Raw genomic sequence first — 16,923 nt, 5'->3', positions numbered from 1 at the left:
CCCGTGCTCGTGCCCGGTACGCCTGGCACGCCTGCCGGGCGGTGCGTGCCGTCTCGTCGAGCGGGTGTCGCATGCTCCAGCCCGGGTCCCGGGTCCCGGTGCGGGCCGCCTTGTCGAGCGGGTGTCGCCTGGTCCAGCCCGGGTCCCGGTTGCCGGGTCCCGGATTCCGGGGCCTCTCCGGAGGCGACGACCCGAGCGGGGTCTGCCGCGCTCTGACCTGCGCCGCGACCGTCGTCGGCGGGGACCGGACGAAGTGGCGTCCGACCGGGTGACGTGACCCGGACGGGGCGCGCGAGGCATCCCAATGGCTCACGACAGGGCCGCGCGCACCGATGGTGCAGTCATCTGGCCCACGGAGGGGCCCGGGCCCGGCCCGCGTGCCGCGCCCGCTCAGCAAGAACCAGGGACGGGAAGTGCCGTGATCGTTGTGACGCGCCTCAACGGTGGCCAGTTCGGGGTCAACCCCGACCTGGTCCAACGCATCGACAGCGCGCCGGACACCATCCTGACGCTGATCGACGGGACCAAGTACATCGTCGAGGAGTCGATGGGCGAGGTCATCGACCGCATCAACGAGCACCGGTCGCAGCTGCTGGCCCGTGCCCAGGAGCTGGCGGCTGACCCGCACGCGGACCTGCTCGGCCGCGACCTCGACGACCGCTCCCCGTACGGCACGCACGCGGGACCCCACGGCGGCTCTCACCGCAGCGGCTCGCACGCCGGCTCCCACGGGTCCGGCCCGGCCGCGCACGCCGGCGGCGCCGGTCCCGTCCCCTCCACCTCGTCCGAACCGGGCGACGAGGGCCACCTTGCCCCCGCCGTCCCGCTGCGCCCCAGGAGCCGTTGATGGATCCCGCCGGTTTCATCGGACTGGGCGTCGGTGTCGGCGCCATCTTCCTGGCCATGATCCTCGAGGGCGGCAACCCGGCCTCGATCATGCTGGTCCCGCCGCTGATCCTCGTCTGGGGCGGCACCATCGGGGTCGGCTTCATCGGCAACAGCCTCAAGGACGTCATCGGGGCCTTCCAGGCGCTGCCGAAGGCGCTCACGAACAAGGCGCCGGACCCCTCGGGCACCGTCGACACGATCGTCGAGCTGGCGGAGCGCGCGCGCCGTGAGGGCCTGCTGGCCCTCGAGGAGGCGGCCCGCAACATCGAGGACCCGTTCCTGCGCAGCGGCATGCAGTCCGCGATCGACGGCACGGACCCCGAGGACCTGCGCCAGCTGCTCGAGGACCGGATCACGACGAAGAAGAACATCGACAAGCAGAACGCGAAGTTCTTCGCCGACCTCGGGGGCTACGCCCCGACGATCGGCATCATCGGGACGGTCATCTCGCTGGTCCACGTGCTCGAGAACCTCGACGACCCGAGCTCGCTCGGGCACGCCATCGCCGGCGCCTTCGTCGCCACCTTCTGGGGCATCTTCTCGGCCAACATCCTCTGGCTCCCGCTCGGCGCCCGCATCAAGCGGTTCGCCGAGATGGAGTGGCACCACATGGAGCTCTCCGTCGAGGGCCTCCTGGCGGTCCAGGCCGGCGCCAACCCGCGCATGGTCGGTGAGAAGCTGCGCAGCCTGCTGCCCCCGGCCCCGGCGGGCAAGGACAAGGCGGCCGCGTGAGCGGCGGGCACGGCGGCGGGCACGGGGCTCCCGGCGGGCGCCGCAAGAAGCACGAGGAGCACGAGGAGCACGTCAACCACGAACGCTGGCTGGTCTCCTACGCCGACTTCATGACCGTCCTCATGGCGCTCTTCATCGTGCTCTTCGCGATGAGCCAGGTGGACGCCATCAAGTTCAACGAGCTCCGGCGGTCGCTGGCGACGGGCTTCAGCGCCGCCGACTCCCTCAGCGTGCTCGACGGCACGGACGGCGTCCTCGACTCGAGCGCCTACCTCAACGAGCCGAACGAGAACGGCACGACGAGCCCCAACCTCATCACCGCCGACGCCTCCAACGGCACCCAGGCCTCCAACCCGACCTACACGCCCCCGGCGGCATCGGCCAGCACGGCGCCGGTCTCGCTCGAGGGCCAGGACCCCGCCACCGTCGCGGCCGCGCAGGCCGAGGCGCAGCACCTGGAGCAGATCCGCGACCAGCTCGCGGCGGCCCTCAGCGAGCGGGGCGAGGCCGACTCCGCGCGGTTCTCCATCACGGACCGCGGCCTGGTGATGGGCATGGTCGCCAACGACGTGTACTTCGGCGCCGCCAGCGCCGAGCTCACGGGCCGGGCGATCGCCGTGCTCGACGCCGTGGCCCCGACCCTGGCCGGCCTCGGCGAGCAGATCGCGGTCGAGGGGCACGCCAACACCCTGCCCGTCTCGGGCCGCTACGCCACGAACTGGGAGCTCTCCACCGACCGCGCCACCCAGGTGCTGCGCCGCTTCGTCGAGCACGACGGCATGCCCGGCCGGCGTGTCCAGGCGACGGGCTACGGCGACACCCGGCCGCTCGTCCCCGGCGACACCCCGGAGGCCCTCGAGGCCAACCGCCGCGTCGACATCGTCGTGCTCTCCAGCGCACCCGACTCCGTGCGCGCCCTCGTCCCCACCATCGCGAACGCACCGAACGGACAGTGACATGCCCACTGAGCAGAGGATCGTCTCCGACAAGAAGATCGGCGGCGGCAAGATCGGCGGCGGGGGCGCGGCTCCCGCCGAGGAGGCGGAGGCCCCCGCCAAGAAGGGCAAGAAGAAGCTCCTGCTCCTCGTCGTCATCGGTGCGGTGCTCGGGCTCGCCGCCGGCGCCTACTTCTTCCTCTTCGCGCCGTCCGGCGAGGAGGGTGCCGAGGGCGAGGCGGCGGCCGAGGTCGTCGAGGAGCCCGTGGAGCTGGGCGAGGTCCTCACGGTCGAGCCCATCTCCATCAACCTCGCCGAGGGTCACTACCTGCGCCTCGGGCTGGCCCTGCAGCTGACGGCGACCGCCGTGGAGCCGCTGCCGGACCCCTCGGTCGCGCTCGACAAGGCGATCGCCCTCTACTCGGGCCGCCCGATGGCCGAGGTCAACGACGGCGCGAAGCGCGAGGAGCTGAAGGCCGAGCTCACGCGGCAGCTCGCCGAGACCTACCCCGACGGCATCGCGGCCGTGTACCTGACGACCTACGTCACCCAGTAGCGGGGGAGCGGCGGCGCGACCTCCTCGGGTCGCGCCGCGCGCCTGCCGGGGGCACGGCCGGGCGCGACGGCGCCGCCACGGTCGCCGACATGGGGGCGACGCGTCGGGCGGACCGCAGCCGCCCCGGCGCCACGCCGGCGCGACACGCCGACGCCCGTCCTGAAGAGGTGTCACCCGTTTGCTTCAGTCGGCGTACCCGGACGCCGATGCAGCCCCTGTGACGGTCCAGACCCCCCGCCCGGCGACGACGAGCCGTCGTGCCCGCACCGGCGTCCCGGAGCCCTACGACTTCCGCCGACCCATGACGATGGCGCGGGAGACCTCGCGCCTGCTGGAGATGGCCTTCGAGCGGTTCGCCCGCCAGTGGGGCACCCAGTTCACCGCGCGCCTGCGCGTGACGACCCAGGTCACCCTCGACGACCTGTCCCTGCGCGTGTACGACGAGTACGCCAACTCCCTGCCCACCCACACCGCCGTGGTGCTGTGCACCGTGGAGCAGACGCGCCAGACGGGCATCCTGCAGGTCCCCGTCGAGGCGACGATGGTCTGGGTCGACTACCTGCTCGGCGGCTCCGGCCTCGGCGACGACCGCGCCGAGCGCGAGCTGTCGGAGATCGAGCTCGTCCTCGTCAAGGACGCCTTGCAGCACGCGCTCGACGACCTCGGCTACGCCTTCGCGGCCGTGACCCCGCTGGACGTGACCATCCGGTCCGTCCAGTACAACCCGCAGTTCGTCCAGGCCGTCAGCGCCGCGGAGAACGTGCTGGTCGCGACCTTCTCCCTGCGCCTGGGCGAGCGCGTCGACACGGCGACGCTCATGATCCCCGCCGAGCCGACCCTCGGCGTCATCCGCGCCTCCCGCGAGACCGACGACCGCTCCGAGGACGAGGTCCGCGCCGCCGCCGAGGCCGCGGTCCACCTGCACGAGACCGTGCAGGACGCGCCGCTCGAGGTCGCGGTCCGTTTCGCCCCCGTGCCGGTGCACCCGCGCGAGGTGGTCGAGCTGCGCATCGGCGACGTGCTCCCGATCCACCACCCCGTGTCCACGCCGCTGGACGTCGTCGTCGACGGCGTCGTCCTCGCCAGGGCCGCCGCCGGCAGCCAGGGCTCGCGTCTCGCCTGCCAGATCGTCACCGTCGAGGAGAACCTCTCATGACCGCCACCACGACCGCCCTGGGCCAGCAGGCCGCCGCCGCCGCTGCCGCCCTGGTCCCCTCGACGGTCCCGCTCGTCGCCGTCCCCGCCGCGTCCTCCGCCTCCGTCGCGACCGGCGGCCCCGCCGCCCCCCTGCCCGACGAGGTCGCGGTCGTCGCCTCGTTCGTCGGGTCGCCGAGCGCCGAGCTGCTGCTCGTCGCGCAGGGCGCGGTCGCCGAGGCGCTGGCCGCGTCCGGCACGGCCGGTGCGCCCGGCGGCGCGGGTCTCGAGCTCGTCGACACGCTGCGTCCCGCCCTCGAGGCGGCGGCCCGCACCCTGGGCGCCGGCGTGCTCGACGACGCCCGCACCGAGACGGTGGCCGCCGCGGTCGGCGAGGACACCGAGCTGTTCGCCCTCGAGCGCGACGGCGTGACGGTCGCCTGGTTCGGGCTGCGCCAGCGCGGCCCGCGCGTGACGACCCCGACGGCCGACGGCCTGCCCACGCAGCGCGACGGCGCCAACCCCAAGGCCGGCATGCGGGTGCTCTACGACGTCGAGATGACGCTCACCGCCGAGATCGGCCGCACGCGCCTGCCCATGCGCCAGGTCCTCGAGCTCGCGCCCGGCGCGGTCCTCGAGCTCGACCGCACGGCCGGCTCGCCCGCCGACGTCATGGTCAACGGCCGGCTCATCGCCCGCGGCGAGGTCGTCGTCGTCGACGAGGACTACGGCATCCGCATCACGGAGATCGTCGCGGCACCGGAGGCCGGCGCCTGATGGACTCCCTCCTGCTCGCCGCCCGGGTGCTCCTCGCGCTCGCGTGCGTCATCGGGCTGATCTGGTTCGCGGGACGCCGGCTGGCCGGGAGCTCCCGCCTCGCCGCCGCCCGCACCGAGCCCACGGTGCGCGTGGTCGGCAAGCAGTCGATCGGCCGTCGCGGCGGCGTCGCCGTCGTGGCGGTGGGGGACCGCCGCCTCCTCGTCGGCTTCGGCGACGAGCAGGTCACCATGCTCACCGAGCTCGACCCGGCGGGCGCCGGCACGGGCTCGACGGGCACCAGCACGGGCGCGACGGGCACGACGACGGGCACGACGACGGGCACGGCGACCGGCACGACGACCGGCACGACGACGGGTGCGACCACCGGCGCGACGGCGGGCGCGACGACGACCGGGGACGCCTCGGACGACGCCGACGGCTCGCACGCCGACGGAGGCGTCGGCACCCCGGCCCGCCGTCGGCGCCGCCTGCGCCCTGCCGGTGCCCCCGCGGCCGCCGGCGCCGCCGGCACGGCCCCCGCCACGGCCGGCGGCTCCGCGGCGCTGGTCGCCGCCGGCGAGCTCGTCGGTGCCGGGGCGTACGGCGTCGGCGACCACCGGGCCGCCGACGCCGCGGCCCGGGCCGCGGCCGCGCTCGCGCTCGTCCCCCTCGGCGACGCCCAGGGTTGCGTCCCCGGCTCGGTGCCCGGCTCTGTACCCGGCTCGGTGCCCGGCTCGGTGCCCGGCTCGGTGCCCGGCTCGGACGTCGTCCCCGGCCCCACGGCCGCGAGCACGCCCTTCCTCGCCCCCGGCTTCCCGGCGGCGCTGCGCGCGAGCGTGCGGACCGGCATGCCGGTCGGCGCCGCGAGCCTGCGCCCGATGACCGCCGGCCTCGACGCCCTCACCCCGTCCGCCTCCCCGACCGCGGTCGGGCCCTCGGCCGCCGTGCGCGCGGCCGGGTCGGCCGGGTCGGGGTTCGCCGCCGCGTCGGCGACCGTCTCGGACTCCTTCGCCTCGCTGCGGGCCAGCCTCACGCAGGCCGGCGTCCTCGGCCCGCTCGGCGTACCGGGCAGCGTCCCGACGACCGCGGCCGTCCCCGGCGCCGCCGGCCTCGGCGCGGGTGCCGCAGTCGCCGCCGGCCTGGCACCGGTCGGCACGGCGGTCTGGGCCGCCGGCACGCCCGCCGTGCCGACCCCCCGTCCGTCGGTCGCGGCGGCCGCCCTCGCGGGCGCCGGGTCCGGGAGCGCCCACCCCGGGGGCGCCGGCCTGCCAGTCGCCCCGCCGTCGGGCACGACGACGACCGCCGCCGCGCCCACGGGCGTCGTGCCGGGGCCGCTGTCCTCCGCACGCGTCGCGTCCTCCGCCCTGGCGGCCTCGGCGGTCGTGGCGGCGTCGCCGCGGGCGACGCAGGTCCTGCCGGAGCTGCCGGTCCACCTGGCGGGCCTGGACCTCCCCGTCCTGGCCGGCGCCCCCACCGCGCCCGTGGCTGCCGGCGCGGGCAGCACCCCCGGCGCGCCCGTCCGGCGCGACGAGGAGCCGCTCGTCGGGACGCCCGTCGGCGACCTGGACCTCGTCGGCGCCGACCTGCGCGCCGCGTTCACGCCCTCGCCGCTCGCCGGCTCCGCCCTGTCGCCCGACACGTGGCGCCGCGCGGTGCGCGTGCTGCAGGACCGGACGGTCCGCCGGTGAGCGCGCTGCTGCCCTCGGCGTCGGTGACGCCCGCCCGCCTGGACCGCCTCACGGGTCGGCTGCGCCGGCACCGCCCCAGCGGCCGGCTCGTCGCGCTGGCCCTCGCGGTCCTCGCCCTCCTGGTGCTCGGTGCGGCCGCCGCGCCGCGCGCCCAGGCGGCGCCCGCGGCTGCAGGTCCGGTCGTCGCGTCCGTGCCCGCCGCGCTGCCCGCCGCCCTGCCCGCCATCCTGCCCGCCGCCCTGCCCGCCGCCCTGCCCGCCGCCCTGCCCGCCACCGTGCCCGCCACCGTGCCCGTCACCGTGCCCGCCGTGACGGCCCCGACGCCGCCCACCGCGCCCGGCGCCCCCGACGGCGCCTCGCTCGGGGACTCGGTCACCGTCGGCGTGAACGGCGTCAACGGGACGCCGAGCAGCTCGATCGTGGTCCTGCTCGGGATCACCCTGCTGTCCGTCGCGCCGGCGCTGCTGCTCATGACGACGAGCTTCACGAAGATCTTCGTCGTCCTGGCCATGACGCGGAACGCGCTCGGCCTGCAGGGCGTCCCGCCGAACCAGGTCCTCGCCGGCCTCGCGCTGTTCCTGTCGCTGTTCGTCATGGCGCCGGTGCTCGGCGACATCAACACCACCGGCCTGCAGCCCTACCTCGACGGGCAGCTGACCTTCTCGGCCGCGGTCGAGCAGGGCCGGGTGCCCCTGCAGGCCTTCATGCTCGAGCACACGCGGGAGGCCGACATCGCCCTCATGACCCGCGCCGCCGACCTGGAGAACCCGGAGAACGCGGCAGCGGTGCCGTTCACGACGCTCGTGCCCGCCTTCATGCTCTCCGAGCTGCGCGCGGCGTTCATCATGGGCTTCGTCGTCTTCATCCCGTTCCTGGTCATCGACCTGGTCGTGAGCTCCTCCCTGATGGCGCTCGGCATGATGATGCTGCCGCCGGTGACGGTCTCCCTGCCGTTCAAGCTCCTGCTGTTCGTCCTCGTCGACGGGTGGGGGCTGGTCATCACCTCCCTCGTCGGGTCCTACACCGGAAGCGGAGGCTGACGTGGACACCGCCACCGTCCTGCACCTGGGCAGCCAGGCCCTGTGGGTGACCGCCAAGCTGGCCGCCCCCGTGCTCATCACCTCGCTCGTCGTGGGCTTCACGATCTCGCTCGTCCAGTCGGTGACGCAGATCCAGGAGGTCACCCTGAGCTTCGTCCCGAAGGCCGTCGCCTGCGCCCTCGCGCTCGTGCTCACGGGGCACTGGATGATCGCCGAGCTCGTGTCGTTCACGGAGGCGCTCTGGGCGTCCGTGCCGACCCTCGTCGGGGGCTGACGTGCCGGTCCTCGCGGACCTCGTGCTCGCCGGCTCGCTGCCCGCCCAGCTGCCCGCCTCGCTGCCCGCCCAGCTGCCCCTCGCGGCGGCCAAGGGCGTCGAGGCCGTGACGGACCCCGCCGGCGGCATCGACGTCACCGTCGCGATGACGGAGCTGACGACGACGCTGCTGGCGAGCGTGCGCGTGGCGGCCTTCCTCGTCCTCGCGCCGCCCTTCGCGCAGAAGGGCGTGCCCGGGACCGTCAAGGTGGCCCTCGCGCTCGGCGTCGCGCTCGCGCTCCGGCCGCGGCTCGAGCCCCTGGGCGACGACGGGACCGCCGCGTTCCTGCTGGCCCTCGTCCTGCAGGCCGTCGTCGGGGCGGCCCTCGGGTTCGCCGTCTCCCTCGTCTTCGCGGCGGTGCAGTCCGCGGGCGCGCTGGTCGACCTGCTCGGCGGCTTCCAGGGCGCCGCGGCCTACGACCCGCTGAGCGCGAGCCTCGCGGGTCCCATCCAGCGGTTCTACCAGCTCACCGCGATGACGCTGCTCTTCGTCGGCGACGGGTACCAGCTGGTGCTCGGCGGGCTCGTCCGCTCCTTCGACGCCCTGCCCCTCGACACCGGCCTCGACTGGGCGCGCACCGCCTCCACCCTCACCGACGGCCTCGCGCAGATGGTCGTCGCGGCCGTGCAGATCGCCGGGCCGCTCGTGGTCGTGCTCTTCCTCGCCGACGTCGGCCTCGGGCTGCTCACCCGCGTGGCGCCGGCGCTCAACGCCTTCGCGATGGGCTTCCCGCTCAAGGTGCTGCTCACGCTCGTCGTCGGCTCCTTCGCGTACCTCGCGCTGCCCGGGGTCGTCGAGTCGCTCACCGAGGACGGCCTCGGGCTCATGGGAGGGATCGCACCGTGAGCGGGGAGAAGACCGAGAAGGCCACCCCGAAGCGGATGAAGGAGCTGCGCCGCAAGGGGCAGCTCGGCCGCTCGCAGGACGTCTCCACCTGGGTCGTGCTCGGCGCCGGCCTCGTCGTGCTGCCGTCGGTGGTCACGCGCGGGCGTGACGCCGCCCGCGACCAGCTCCTGCAGGTCACCGCCGTCGGCGCCGACCCCGACCCCCAGGTCGTCGTGCGCCTGCTCGGGGACGGCCTCGCGTCCGTCGTCACGACCGTCACCCCGCTGCTGGCGGTCGTGGCGCTGACCGCCCTCGTCGTCGGCGTCGCGCAGGGCGGCTGGCGCTTCACGCCGCTCCGGCTGCACGTCGACCACCTCAAGCCCAAGGCCGCCGTCATGCGGCTCGTCGGGCCGCAGACGATGTGGCAGGGGCTCAAGACGCTGCTGAAGACCGCGGTCGTCGGCCTCGTCATGTTCGTGGCGATCAAGGGGCTCGCACCGGTGCTCGTCGCCTCGGGCTCCCTGCCGATGTCCGAGGTCCTGCGCCTGGCCGGCGAGGGCACGGGCACCCTCCTGCGGACCGGCGTCGCCGCGGGCCTGCTCCTCGCGGCGCTCGACGTCGTCGTCACCGTGCGGCGCAACCGCAAGCAGACGCGGATGAGCAAGCAGGAGATCAAGGAGGAGAGCAAGTCCGCCGAGGGCGACCCGCTCATCAAGAACGCCATCCGCTCGCGGCAGATGGCGATGAGCCGCAACCGCATGATGGCGGCCGTCGCCGACGCCGACGTCGTCCTGGTCAACCCCACGCACGTGGCCGTGGCGCTGCGCTACGAGCCCGGCAAGGGTGCGCCGCGCGTCGTCGCGAAGGGGTCGGGCGCCGTGGCGGCCCGCATGCGCGCGGTCGCCGGCGAGCACCGCGTGCCGATGGTCGAGGACGTGCCCCTGGCACGCGCGCTGCACGCCGCCTGCGAGCTGGGCCACGAGGTGCCCGAGTACCTGTTCACCGCCGTGGCCCGCGTGCTCGCCTTCGTCATGACACTGCGGCGCCGCGGTGCGGCCGCCGGGCAGCACCGGGTCCCGGGCGGCTCGCTCGTCGCCGAGGAGACGCCGGCCGCGCACCGCGCCCGCGCCCGCACGGCCCGTCGCCCCGCACGTCCGGCGGCGGACCCCGGCGCCAGCCCCGGGACGAGCCCCGTGACGGCCCCCGACACGAGCCCCGCGACGAGCACCGGTATGAGCGCTGCGGCGACGACCTCACCCGATCGGCTCAACCCGGGCGCCGCGGGTGCCGAGAGAACCGGGGACGACGGGCCCACCGGCGCCGTCGCCGTGCGGGCGAGCAGCGTGTGAGGGAGACCCGATGAAGAACAGGAACGTCGCGCAGATGGCCGTCCCCGCGGGGGTCGTCGCGATCGTCCTGCTGCTGGTCGTGCCGCTGCCGTACCCGCTGCTCGACCTGCTCATCGCCGTGAACATCACGGCGTCGCTCGTCATCCTCCTCACGAGCATGTACGTCAAGCGGCCGCTGGACTTCTCCGTCTTCCCGTCGCTGATCCTCGTGTTCACGCTGTTCCGGCTCGGGCTCAACGTCGCCTCGACCCGGCTCGTGCTGCGCGACGGGTTCGCCGGCCACGTCATCGAGGCGTTCGGCCACTTCGTCGTCGGCGGGTCGCTCGTCATCGGCCTGGTGATCTTCCTCATCCTCGTCGTCATCCAGTTCGTCGTCATCACCAACGGCGCCGGGCGCGTGGCGGAGGTGGGCGCGCGCTTCACCCTGGACGCCATGCCGGGCAAGCAGATGGCCATCGACGCCGACCTCAACTCCGGCCTCATCGACGAGGAGACGGCCCGCCGCCGCCGCGCCGACATCTCCGCGGAGGCCGACTTCTACGGCGCCATGGACGGCGGCTCGAAGTTCGTCAAGGGCGACGCCATCGCCGGCATCGTCATCACGGCGATCAACCTGCTCGGCGGGTTCGTCATCGGCATGGCCCAGATGGGGCTGTCGGCCTCGGAGTCCGTGCAGAAGTTCTCCGTCCTGTCGGTCGGCGACGGCCTCGTCACGCAGATCCCCGCCCTGCTGCTGTCGGTGTCCACCGGCATCGTCGTCACCCGCGCGACCGCCGAGGGCGACATGGGGTCCGTGGCCGCCAAGCAGCTCGGGCAGTCCCGCCAGGCCCTGCAGATCGCGGGCGTGGCGGCCATCGGCCTCGCGCTGCTGCCGTCGATGCCGAAGCTGCCGTTCGTGCTCGTCGGCGCGTCGCTCCTCGTCGCCTCCCAGCGGATCAAGGCCTCCGAGGCACGCACCGCCGCCGCGGCCGCCGCCGAGGCGGTCGTGCCCGCCGCCGCACCTGCGTCGGACACGCCCGAGCAGCTCATCGAGCAGATGCGCGTGCACACGCTGGAGGTCCTGCTGGCGCCGGACCTCGTCGACCTCGTCGGCACCGGGCCCGAGCAGGACCTGCTGGCCCGCGTCCGTGGCCTGCGCCGCAAGGTCGCGCTCGAGCTCGGCATCGTCGTGCCGCCCGTGCGCACCCGCGACAGCGTGGACCTGCCGCGGGCCACCTACGTCGTGAAGATCGCCGGGGTCGAGGTGGGCCGCGGCCAGGCGCCGCAGGGCCAGGTCCTCGCGCTCGGCGACGACCTGGCGGCGCTGCCCGGCACCGCGGTCACGGAGCCGGTCTTCGGCCTGCCCGGCAAGTGGGTGCCGGCCGAGATGCGGCACGCGGCCGAGCTGCACGGCGCCACCGTCGTCGACCGCGTGTCCGTCCTCATCACGCACCTCGGCTCGCTCGTCACGCAGAACGCCGCCCGCCTGCTGGGCCGTGAGGACGTCCGCCAGCTCACGGAGGCGCTCAAGCGCGTCAACCCCTCGGTGGTGGAGGAGCTCGTCCCGGGCGTGCTCACCCTGGGCGAGGTGCAGCGCGTCCTGCAGGGCCTGCTGGCCGAAGAGGTGCCGATCCGCGACCTCGCCCGCATCTACGAGGCGCTGTCGCTGCGCGCGAAGGTCGGCACGGACGTCGAGGGCCTCGTCGAGGCGGCGCGCGTCGCGCTCGGGCCCGCGCTGACGGCGGCGCACGCCCAGGACGGCGTCCTGCGGGTGCTCACGCTCGAGCCGCTGCTGGAGCAGCACCTGCTCGAGCAGCTCCGCCCGGGCGAGGCGGGCACGCAGCTCCTGCTGGACCCGCAGCGCATGGACTCCCTGCTCAGCCAGCTCCGGCACGCGGCCGGGCGCGCGGAGGCAGAGGGCCGCAGCGTGGTACTGGTCTGCGCCCCGGCGATCCGCCCGGCGCTGCACCGCCTCGTCGAGCTGGGGCTGCCCCGCCTGCCCGTGCTGTCCTACGCCGAGGTGACCGGCGCCGGCATGACCATCGAGACGGTGGGGGTGGTGAGCAGTGGCCACGCGATTGCTGCGTGAGGGCCCCGACGTCGCGGACCTCATCGCGCAGGTGCGCGCCGAGTTCGGCCCCGACGCACGGATCGTGCGCGCCGAGCGGGTGCGCACGGGCGGGTTCGCGGGCTTCTTCGCCAAGGAGTCCTTCGAGATCACCGTGGACGTGCCCGAGCGGCCCGCGCGGCGCCGGCCGCGCCCGCGCCCGGCCGCGGCCACGCTGGAGCAGATGCTCGAGGCGGCGGACGCCGCGGACCTCGGGTTCGGGGCGGGCGACGAGCCCGCCGCCGGCGTGCCGACGCCCCGCGGGGCGACGGGCGTCGGTGGGCCGGGTGCCCTCGCGGGTGAGGGCCTGGCTCCGGCAGCGGAGGGGCCCGACCTCGGTCCCGAGCCCGGCTCCACCGGTTTCGACGCCGTCCTCGCCCAGGTGCAGGCTCTGGCCGACGAGGTGCCGGACGCCGAGCCGACCGGACCGGCCGAGCTCTTCACCCCGGGCCTGGCCGTGATGCCCGTCAGCGGTGACGCCGGTGCAGCCGGCGTGCCCGGGCCGCGGACCCCGGTCGACGACCTGCTCACCGGTGCCGCCGGCGGCGTCGTGGCCGGCGGTGAGCCGCTGCGCCGCGGGCTGCGCGCGATCGGCGTGCCGGCGGCGCTCGTCGGCGAGGGCGACGCGAGCCTCGCGGCGGTGGTCGCGCGCATCCCGGCCGCCCCGCCGGCGCCCCGCACGCCCGGCGCGGTGCACGTCCTCGTCGGTGCGCCCGACGACGTGCTTGCCGTCGCGCACGTGCTCGTCGAGCGGCTGGGGGCGGGGCCGTCGGCGCTCGTCCTGGCGGGCCGGACCGCGTCGGGGCCCGTGCGCGCGGGCGGTCGCGTCCTGGCGGCGCCCTCGTCGGCGACCGCCTGGCGCGGCTCGGCCACCTCGCGCGGGCACGCGTGGGTCGTCGCGCTCGGCGTGGGGGAGGAGCCCGGCGCGCGCGCCGAGACGACGCGCATGCTGCGCGCCCTGCGTCCGGACGCCACGTGGGCCGTGGTGGACGCGCGGCGCAAGCCCCGCGACTCCGTCCGGTGGATCGAGGAGGTGGCGGCGGGCGACCCGCGGGCCTTCGACGCGGTCGCCGCCCGCGGGGTCTTCGAGACGGGGGACCCGGGGACGGTCCTCGACCTGGGGCTGCCGATCGCGCTCATGGACGGCGTGCCGTGCTCGCCGGTGGCGTGGGCGGCGGCGCTCGGCGAGGCCCTCGGGCCCGTGCTGGACGGGCCGCCGCCGTCGTGACGTGCGCGATCCCCGGTCGGGCGGGGGACGAGCAGGTAGGGTCACCGCATGCTCGTCCTCAGCCGCCGCGTCGGTGAGCGACTCCTCATCGGAGACGGCATCGTCGTGACCGTCATCGAGGTGCGCGGGGACGGGGTCCGGCTGGGCATCGACGCCCCGCGCGAGGTGCGCGTGCACCGGGCCGAGGTCCTCGAGGCGGTGACGGCCGCCAACGTCGACGCCGGTGCCGCCGACGACGCCACCGCCGCCGCCCTGCGCGCCCTGGCCCCTGCGCGACGCCCGCAGCCCGAGGCCGACGGCACGGCTGCTGACGACGCGGTCGCCGACGACGGCGGAGCCGACGCGGCACCCGCCCCCGGGGCGCCCGCCGCGGACGGCCGCTGACACCGGGGAGAACGTTCCCCAGCAGGACCTTCACCTCGTCACCGCGCCTGCCGATCCCCTGGTGACGGCGGGGGCGAGCCCCGCCACTGAGAGGGGTGCGGCGTGCGGGACGGTCAGGGGACGGGACGACGGGTGCCCGTCGGCACGACGGGACGGGATCCGAGCGGCGCGGCGCCGGCCGCGCGACGACCGGGGCGACGACCGGGGCGGCGACGGGTCCTGGTGGCGCTGCTGCTGGCGGGGACGGCGGCCTCGACGGGCGGCTGCGCGCTGCCCGCGGTGCTCCAGCCGGCGCCCGAGGCGCCGCTCGTCGGCGTCGCGATGCCGACCACGACGTCGGAGCGCTGGATCGCGGACGGCGACAACCTCCGCGCGCAGCTCACGTCGCTCGGCTACCGCGTGGCGCTGGAGTACGCGGAGAACGACCCGGCGGCGCAGGCCGACCAGATCGCCGCCATGCTCGAGGCGGGCGCCGACGCGCTCGTCGTCGGGGCCGTGGACGGCACGGTCCTGGCCGACGTCCTCGGCGACGCGGCGGACGCCGGCGTCGAGGTCGTCTCCTACGACCGGCTCATCCGCGGCACCGACGCGATCAGCGCCTACGCGTCCTTCGACAACCACCGCGTGGGCGTGCAGCAGGCGACGTCCCTGCTGCAGGGCCTCGGCGTCCTCGACGCGGCCGGCGAGCCCACCGGCGCGCGCGGCCCCTTCGCCGTCGAGCTGTTCGCCGGGTCGCCCGACGACAACAACGCGGGCGTCTTCTGGGACGGCGCGATGGGCGTGCTGCAGCCCTGGTTCGACGCCGGCGTGCTCGTCGTCCCCTCCGGGCAGACGACCTTCGAGGCGGCCGCGACGCCGGCCTGGGACGCGAAGACGGCCGCCGACCGCTTCACCGGCAGCCTCGCCGCCGCCTACACGGGCGGCCGCCACCTCGACGGCGTCCTGTCGCCCTACGACGGCATCTCCGTCGCGGTGCTCGACGCCGTCCGGACGACGCTCGGCTACGGCGGGGACGGCCCGGCCCTGCCGGTCGTCACCGGCCAGGACGCGGAGGTCGCCAGCGCGCGCGCCATCCTCGACGGCGAGCAGTACTCGACCGTCTACAAGGACACCCGGCAGCTCGCGGAGGTCGCGGTGCAGATGACGCGCGACCTCCTGGCGGACCGCGACCCCGAGGTCAACGACACGACCTCCTACGACAACGGCGCGGGCGTCGTCCCCGCCTACCTGCTGACGCCGCAGCTCGTCACGGCGGACAACCTGCTGGCCGTCCTCGTCGACGGCGGCTACCACACCGCCGAGGAGGTGGGCGCGTGAGCGCCACGACGACGACCCCGACCCCGCGCCCGGCCGCCGCCCCGCGCACGGGGTCCCGCGGCCGCGCCCGCTGGTTCTGGGACCGGCCCGTCGCCACGAAGCTCGGCGCCGCGGTGGGCCTGCTCCTGCTCGTCTTCACCCTCGTCGGCGGGTCCGGCGCCCTCGCGCTGTCCCGCGCCGGCGGCCACCTGCAGGAGATGTCCCGCCTGACCTCGGAGCTCCAGGCCGCGATGGCGGAGCTCCGGTCCGCGCAGGCGCGCAGCCACCTCCTCGTGCAGCGCGCCGCCACGGCCCCCGACGAGTCCGTCCGCGCCCAGCTCCTCACCGACCTGGCGTGGGTCGACGGGGACGTGGCCGAGCAGATCAGCACGATCTCGGCCTTCCCCCAGTCCGGGACGCCGCAGTGGCAGGACTTCCTCATCCGGTGGGACGCGTGGACCGGCTACCGCGACGCGGTGCTCCTGCCGCTGGTCGAGGCCGGCGACGTCGACGCCCTCGCGGCCGCCGTGCGCGCGGACGTGGCGGCCGACCCCGACAGCGCGGGCCGGGCGCTCGAGCTCGCGCAGGGGCAGGTCGACGCCGAGGTGGAGGCGATCCTCACCGCCGGCCGGGCCGAGGTGCGCGTGACGATCCTCGCGCTGCTCGCCGCGTTCGTCGTGGGCGCGTCGGCGTCCGTCGTCGTCGCGGTGCTCGTCGTGCGGCGCGTGACGGCCGCGATGCGGACCGTCGAGGGCGCGCTCGTCGCGCTCGCGGACGGCGACCTCACCCGCGAGGTGCCCGTGGACTCCGGCGACGAGGCGGGCCGGATGGCGGGCGCCCTCACCCGCGCCCAGGCCGCACTGCGCGACACGCTGACCGCCGTCGTGCGGACGTCCGAGGGCGTGGCGGGCGCCGCCGACCGGCTCACGAGCGCCAACGCTCGCGCGGCCGGCGCGACCCACGAGGCGAGCCGCCGGGCGGACCTCGTCGCCGGCACCGCCGAGGCCGTGTCCCGCAACGTCGGGGCCGTCGCGGCCGGCTCGGAGCAGATGGGAACGAGCATCCGCGAGATCGCGCAGAACGCCGCCGCCGCCGCGGCCGTCGCCGCCCAGGCGACGGACGTGGCCGACCGGACGAACGAGCAGGTCTCGCGTCTCGGGGTGTCGAGCCAGGAGATCGGCGTCGTGGTCCGCACCATCACGCAGATCGCCGAGCAGACGAACCTGCTCGCCCTCAACGCCACGATCGAGGCCGCGCGTGCCGGCGAGGCCGGCAAGGGCTTCGCCGTCGTCGCCGGGGAGGTCAAGGAGCTCGCGCAGGAGACCGCGCGCGCGACGGACGACATCGCCCGCCGCGTCGAGGCCATCCAGCAGGACACCGCGGGCGCGGTCGTGGCGATCGGCGAGATCGAGCACATCATCGCCTCGATCAACGACTACCAGACGACGATCGCCGCGGCGGTGGAGGAGCAGACGGCCACCACCTCGGAGATGTCGCGGGGTGTGGCGGAGGCCGCGGAGGGCTCGGGCGAGATCGCCCGGACGGTCGGCGCGGTCGCGGAGGCCGCGGGCGCGAGCAGCCGCGTCGTCGACGAGGTCGAGGTGCAGGTCGGCGAGCTGTCGACGCTCGCCGCCGACCTCACCGCACGGGTGCGCGCGTTCACCTTCTGACGCGGTGCCGTCCCCCGCCCCGTGGCCCACCAGGGCCGC

16 protein-coding genes are annotated in these 16,923 nt (G+C 75.7%); all 16 read left to right on the top strand.

The window, feature by feature from the left end; genetic code table 11:
• The first annotated feature begins 418 nt into the window (after nt 1-418).
• A complete protein-coding gene (locus AC2TDM_RS14425) occupies nt 419-847 on the top strand; it encodes a flagellar FlbD family protein (protein WP_484635099.1) in 429 nt (142 codons plus the stop codon).
• Nucleotides 847-1,620: a motility protein A gene (locus tag AC2TDM_RS14420; protein ID WP_090035304.1), complete on the top strand. Its 774-nt coding sequence runs from the start codon at nt 847-849 to the stop codon at nt 1,618-1,620. Before AC2TDM_RS14425 ends, AC2TDM_RS14420 begins: the two co-directional genes overlap by 1 nt.
• A complete protein-coding gene (locus AC2TDM_RS14415) occupies nt 1,617-2,576 on the top strand; it encodes an OmpA/MotB family protein (RefSeq protein WP_203708989.1) in 960 nt (319 codons plus the stop codon). The genes AC2TDM_RS14420 and AC2TDM_RS14415 overlap by 4 nt, the downstream gene beginning before the upstream one ends.
• A gap of 1 nt (nt 2,577) precedes the next feature.
• The gene (locus AC2TDM_RS14410; RefSeq protein ID WP_484635098.1) at nt 2,578-3,111 is read left to right on the top strand and encodes a flagellar basal body-associated FliL family protein; all 534 of its coding nucleotides are present in this window, start codon (nt 2,578-2,580) and stop codon (nt 3,109-3,111) included.
• A gap of 217 nt (nt 3,112-3,328) precedes the next feature.
• A complete protein-coding gene (locus tag AC2TDM_RS14405; RefSeq protein WP_484635097.1) occupies nt 3,329-4,267 on the top strand; it encodes a flagellar motor switch protein FliM in 939 nt (312 codons plus the stop codon).
• Nucleotides 4,264-5,022, top strand: a complete 759-nt coding sequence (fliN, locus tag AC2TDM_RS14400; RefSeq protein ID WP_484635096.1) for a flagellar motor switch protein FliN — start codon at nt 4,264-4,266, stop codon at nt 5,020-5,022. The genes AC2TDM_RS14405 and fliN overlap by 4 nt, the downstream gene beginning before the upstream one ends.
• The gene (locus AC2TDM_RS14395) at nt 5,022-6,692 is read left to right on the top strand and encodes a flagellar biosynthetic protein FliO (protein ID WP_484635095.1); all 1,671 of its coding nucleotides are present in this window, start codon (nt 5,022-5,024) and stop codon (nt 6,690-6,692) included. The genes fliN and AC2TDM_RS14395 overlap by 1 nt, the downstream gene beginning before the upstream one ends.
• A 251-nt stretch (nt 6,693-6,943) precedes the next feature.
• Nucleotides 6,944-7,732, top strand: a complete 789-nt coding sequence (gene fliP, locus AC2TDM_RS14390) for a flagellar type III secretion system pore protein FliP (protein ID WP_484636469.1) — start codon at nt 6,944-6,946, stop codon at nt 7,730-7,732.
• A gap of 1 nt (nt 7,733) precedes the next feature.
• Complete coding sequence (fliQ, locus tag AC2TDM_RS14385; RefSeq protein WP_090034792.1) at nt 7,734-8,006, top strand: flagellar biosynthesis protein FliQ; 273 nt, start codon at nt 7,734-7,736, stop codon at nt 8,004-8,006.
• A gap of 1 nt (nt 8,007) precedes the next feature.
• On the top strand, nt 8,008-8,892 hold the full coding sequence (locus AC2TDM_RS14380) for a flagellar biosynthetic protein FliR (protein WP_484635094.1): 885 nt from the start codon (nt 8,008-8,010) through the stop codon (nt 8,890-8,892).
• Entirely contained in the window at nt 8,889-10,220 is a 1,332-nt protein-coding gene (locus AC2TDM_RS14375; protein ID WP_484635093.1) for an EscU/YscU/HrcU family type III secretion system export apparatus switch protein, read from the top strand. The genes AC2TDM_RS14380 and AC2TDM_RS14375 overlap by 4 nt, the downstream gene beginning before the upstream one ends.
• 10 nt (nt 10,221-10,230) lie before the next feature.
• On the top strand, nt 10,231-12,288 hold the full coding sequence (locus tag AC2TDM_RS14370; RefSeq protein ID WP_484635092.1) for a flagellar biosynthesis protein FlhA: 2,058 nt from the start codon (nt 10,231-10,233) through the stop codon (nt 12,286-12,288).
• Nucleotides 12,266-13,534, top strand: a complete 1,269-nt coding sequence (locus AC2TDM_RS14365) for a hypothetical protein (RefSeq protein WP_484635091.1) — start codon at nt 12,266-12,268, stop codon at nt 13,532-13,534. Before AC2TDM_RS14370 ends, AC2TDM_RS14365 begins: the two co-directional genes overlap by 23 nt.
• A 48-nt stretch (nt 13,535-13,582) precedes the next feature.
• Complete coding sequence (gene csrA, locus AC2TDM_RS14360) at nt 13,583-13,918, top strand: carbon storage regulator CsrA (protein WP_090034786.1); 336 nt, start codon at nt 13,583-13,585, stop codon at nt 13,916-13,918.
• A gap of 222 nt (nt 13,919-14,140) precedes the next feature.
• On the top strand, nt 14,141-15,235 hold the full coding sequence (locus AC2TDM_RS14355; protein WP_484635090.1) for a substrate-binding domain-containing protein: 1,095 nt from the start codon (nt 14,141-14,143) through the stop codon (nt 15,233-15,235).
• Nucleotides 15,232-16,884 (top strand): methyl-accepting chemotaxis protein, encoded by a 1,653-nt coding sequence (locus AC2TDM_RS14350; protein WP_484635089.1) that lies wholly within the window; start codon nt 15,232-15,234, stop codon nt 16,882-16,884. The genes AC2TDM_RS14355 and AC2TDM_RS14350 overlap by 4 nt, the downstream gene beginning before the upstream one ends.
• Nucleotides 16,885-16,923 lie beyond the last annotated feature (39 nt).

It is taken from the genome of Cellulomonas sp. plas2 (genome assembly GCF_057221735.1).
The sequence above is the reverse complement of the archived record's forward strand: the minus strand, read 5'-3'. Positions and strand labels throughout refer to the sequence as shown.

What these genes read in the sequence shown, in the direction of transcription:
- fliN (WP_484635096.1), top strand. Translation starts at nt 4,264, where the DNA reads ATGACCGCCACCACGACCGCCCTGGGCCAGCAGGCCGCCGCCGCCGCT.
- csrA (WP_090034786.1), top strand. Translation starts at nt 13,583, where the DNA reads ATGCTCGTCCTCAGCCGCCGCGTCGGTGAGCGACTCCTCATCGGAGAC.
- AC2TDM_RS14420 (WP_090035304.1), top strand. Translation starts at nt 847, where the DNA reads ATGGATCCCGCCGGTTTCATCGGACTGGGCGTCGGTGTCGGCGCCATC.
- AC2TDM_RS14410 (WP_484635098.1), top strand. Translation starts at nt 2,578, where the DNA reads ATGCCCACTGAGCAGAGGATCGTCTCCGACAAGAAGATCGGCGGCGGC.
- AC2TDM_RS14395 (WP_484635095.1), top strand. Translation starts at nt 5,022, where the DNA reads ATGGACTCCCTCCTGCTCGCCGCCCGGGTGCTCCTCGCGCTCGCGTGC.
- AC2TDM_RS14370 (WP_484635092.1), top strand. Translation starts at nt 10,231, where the DNA reads ATGAAGAACAGGAACGTCGCGCAGATGGCCGTCCCCGCGGGGGTCGTC.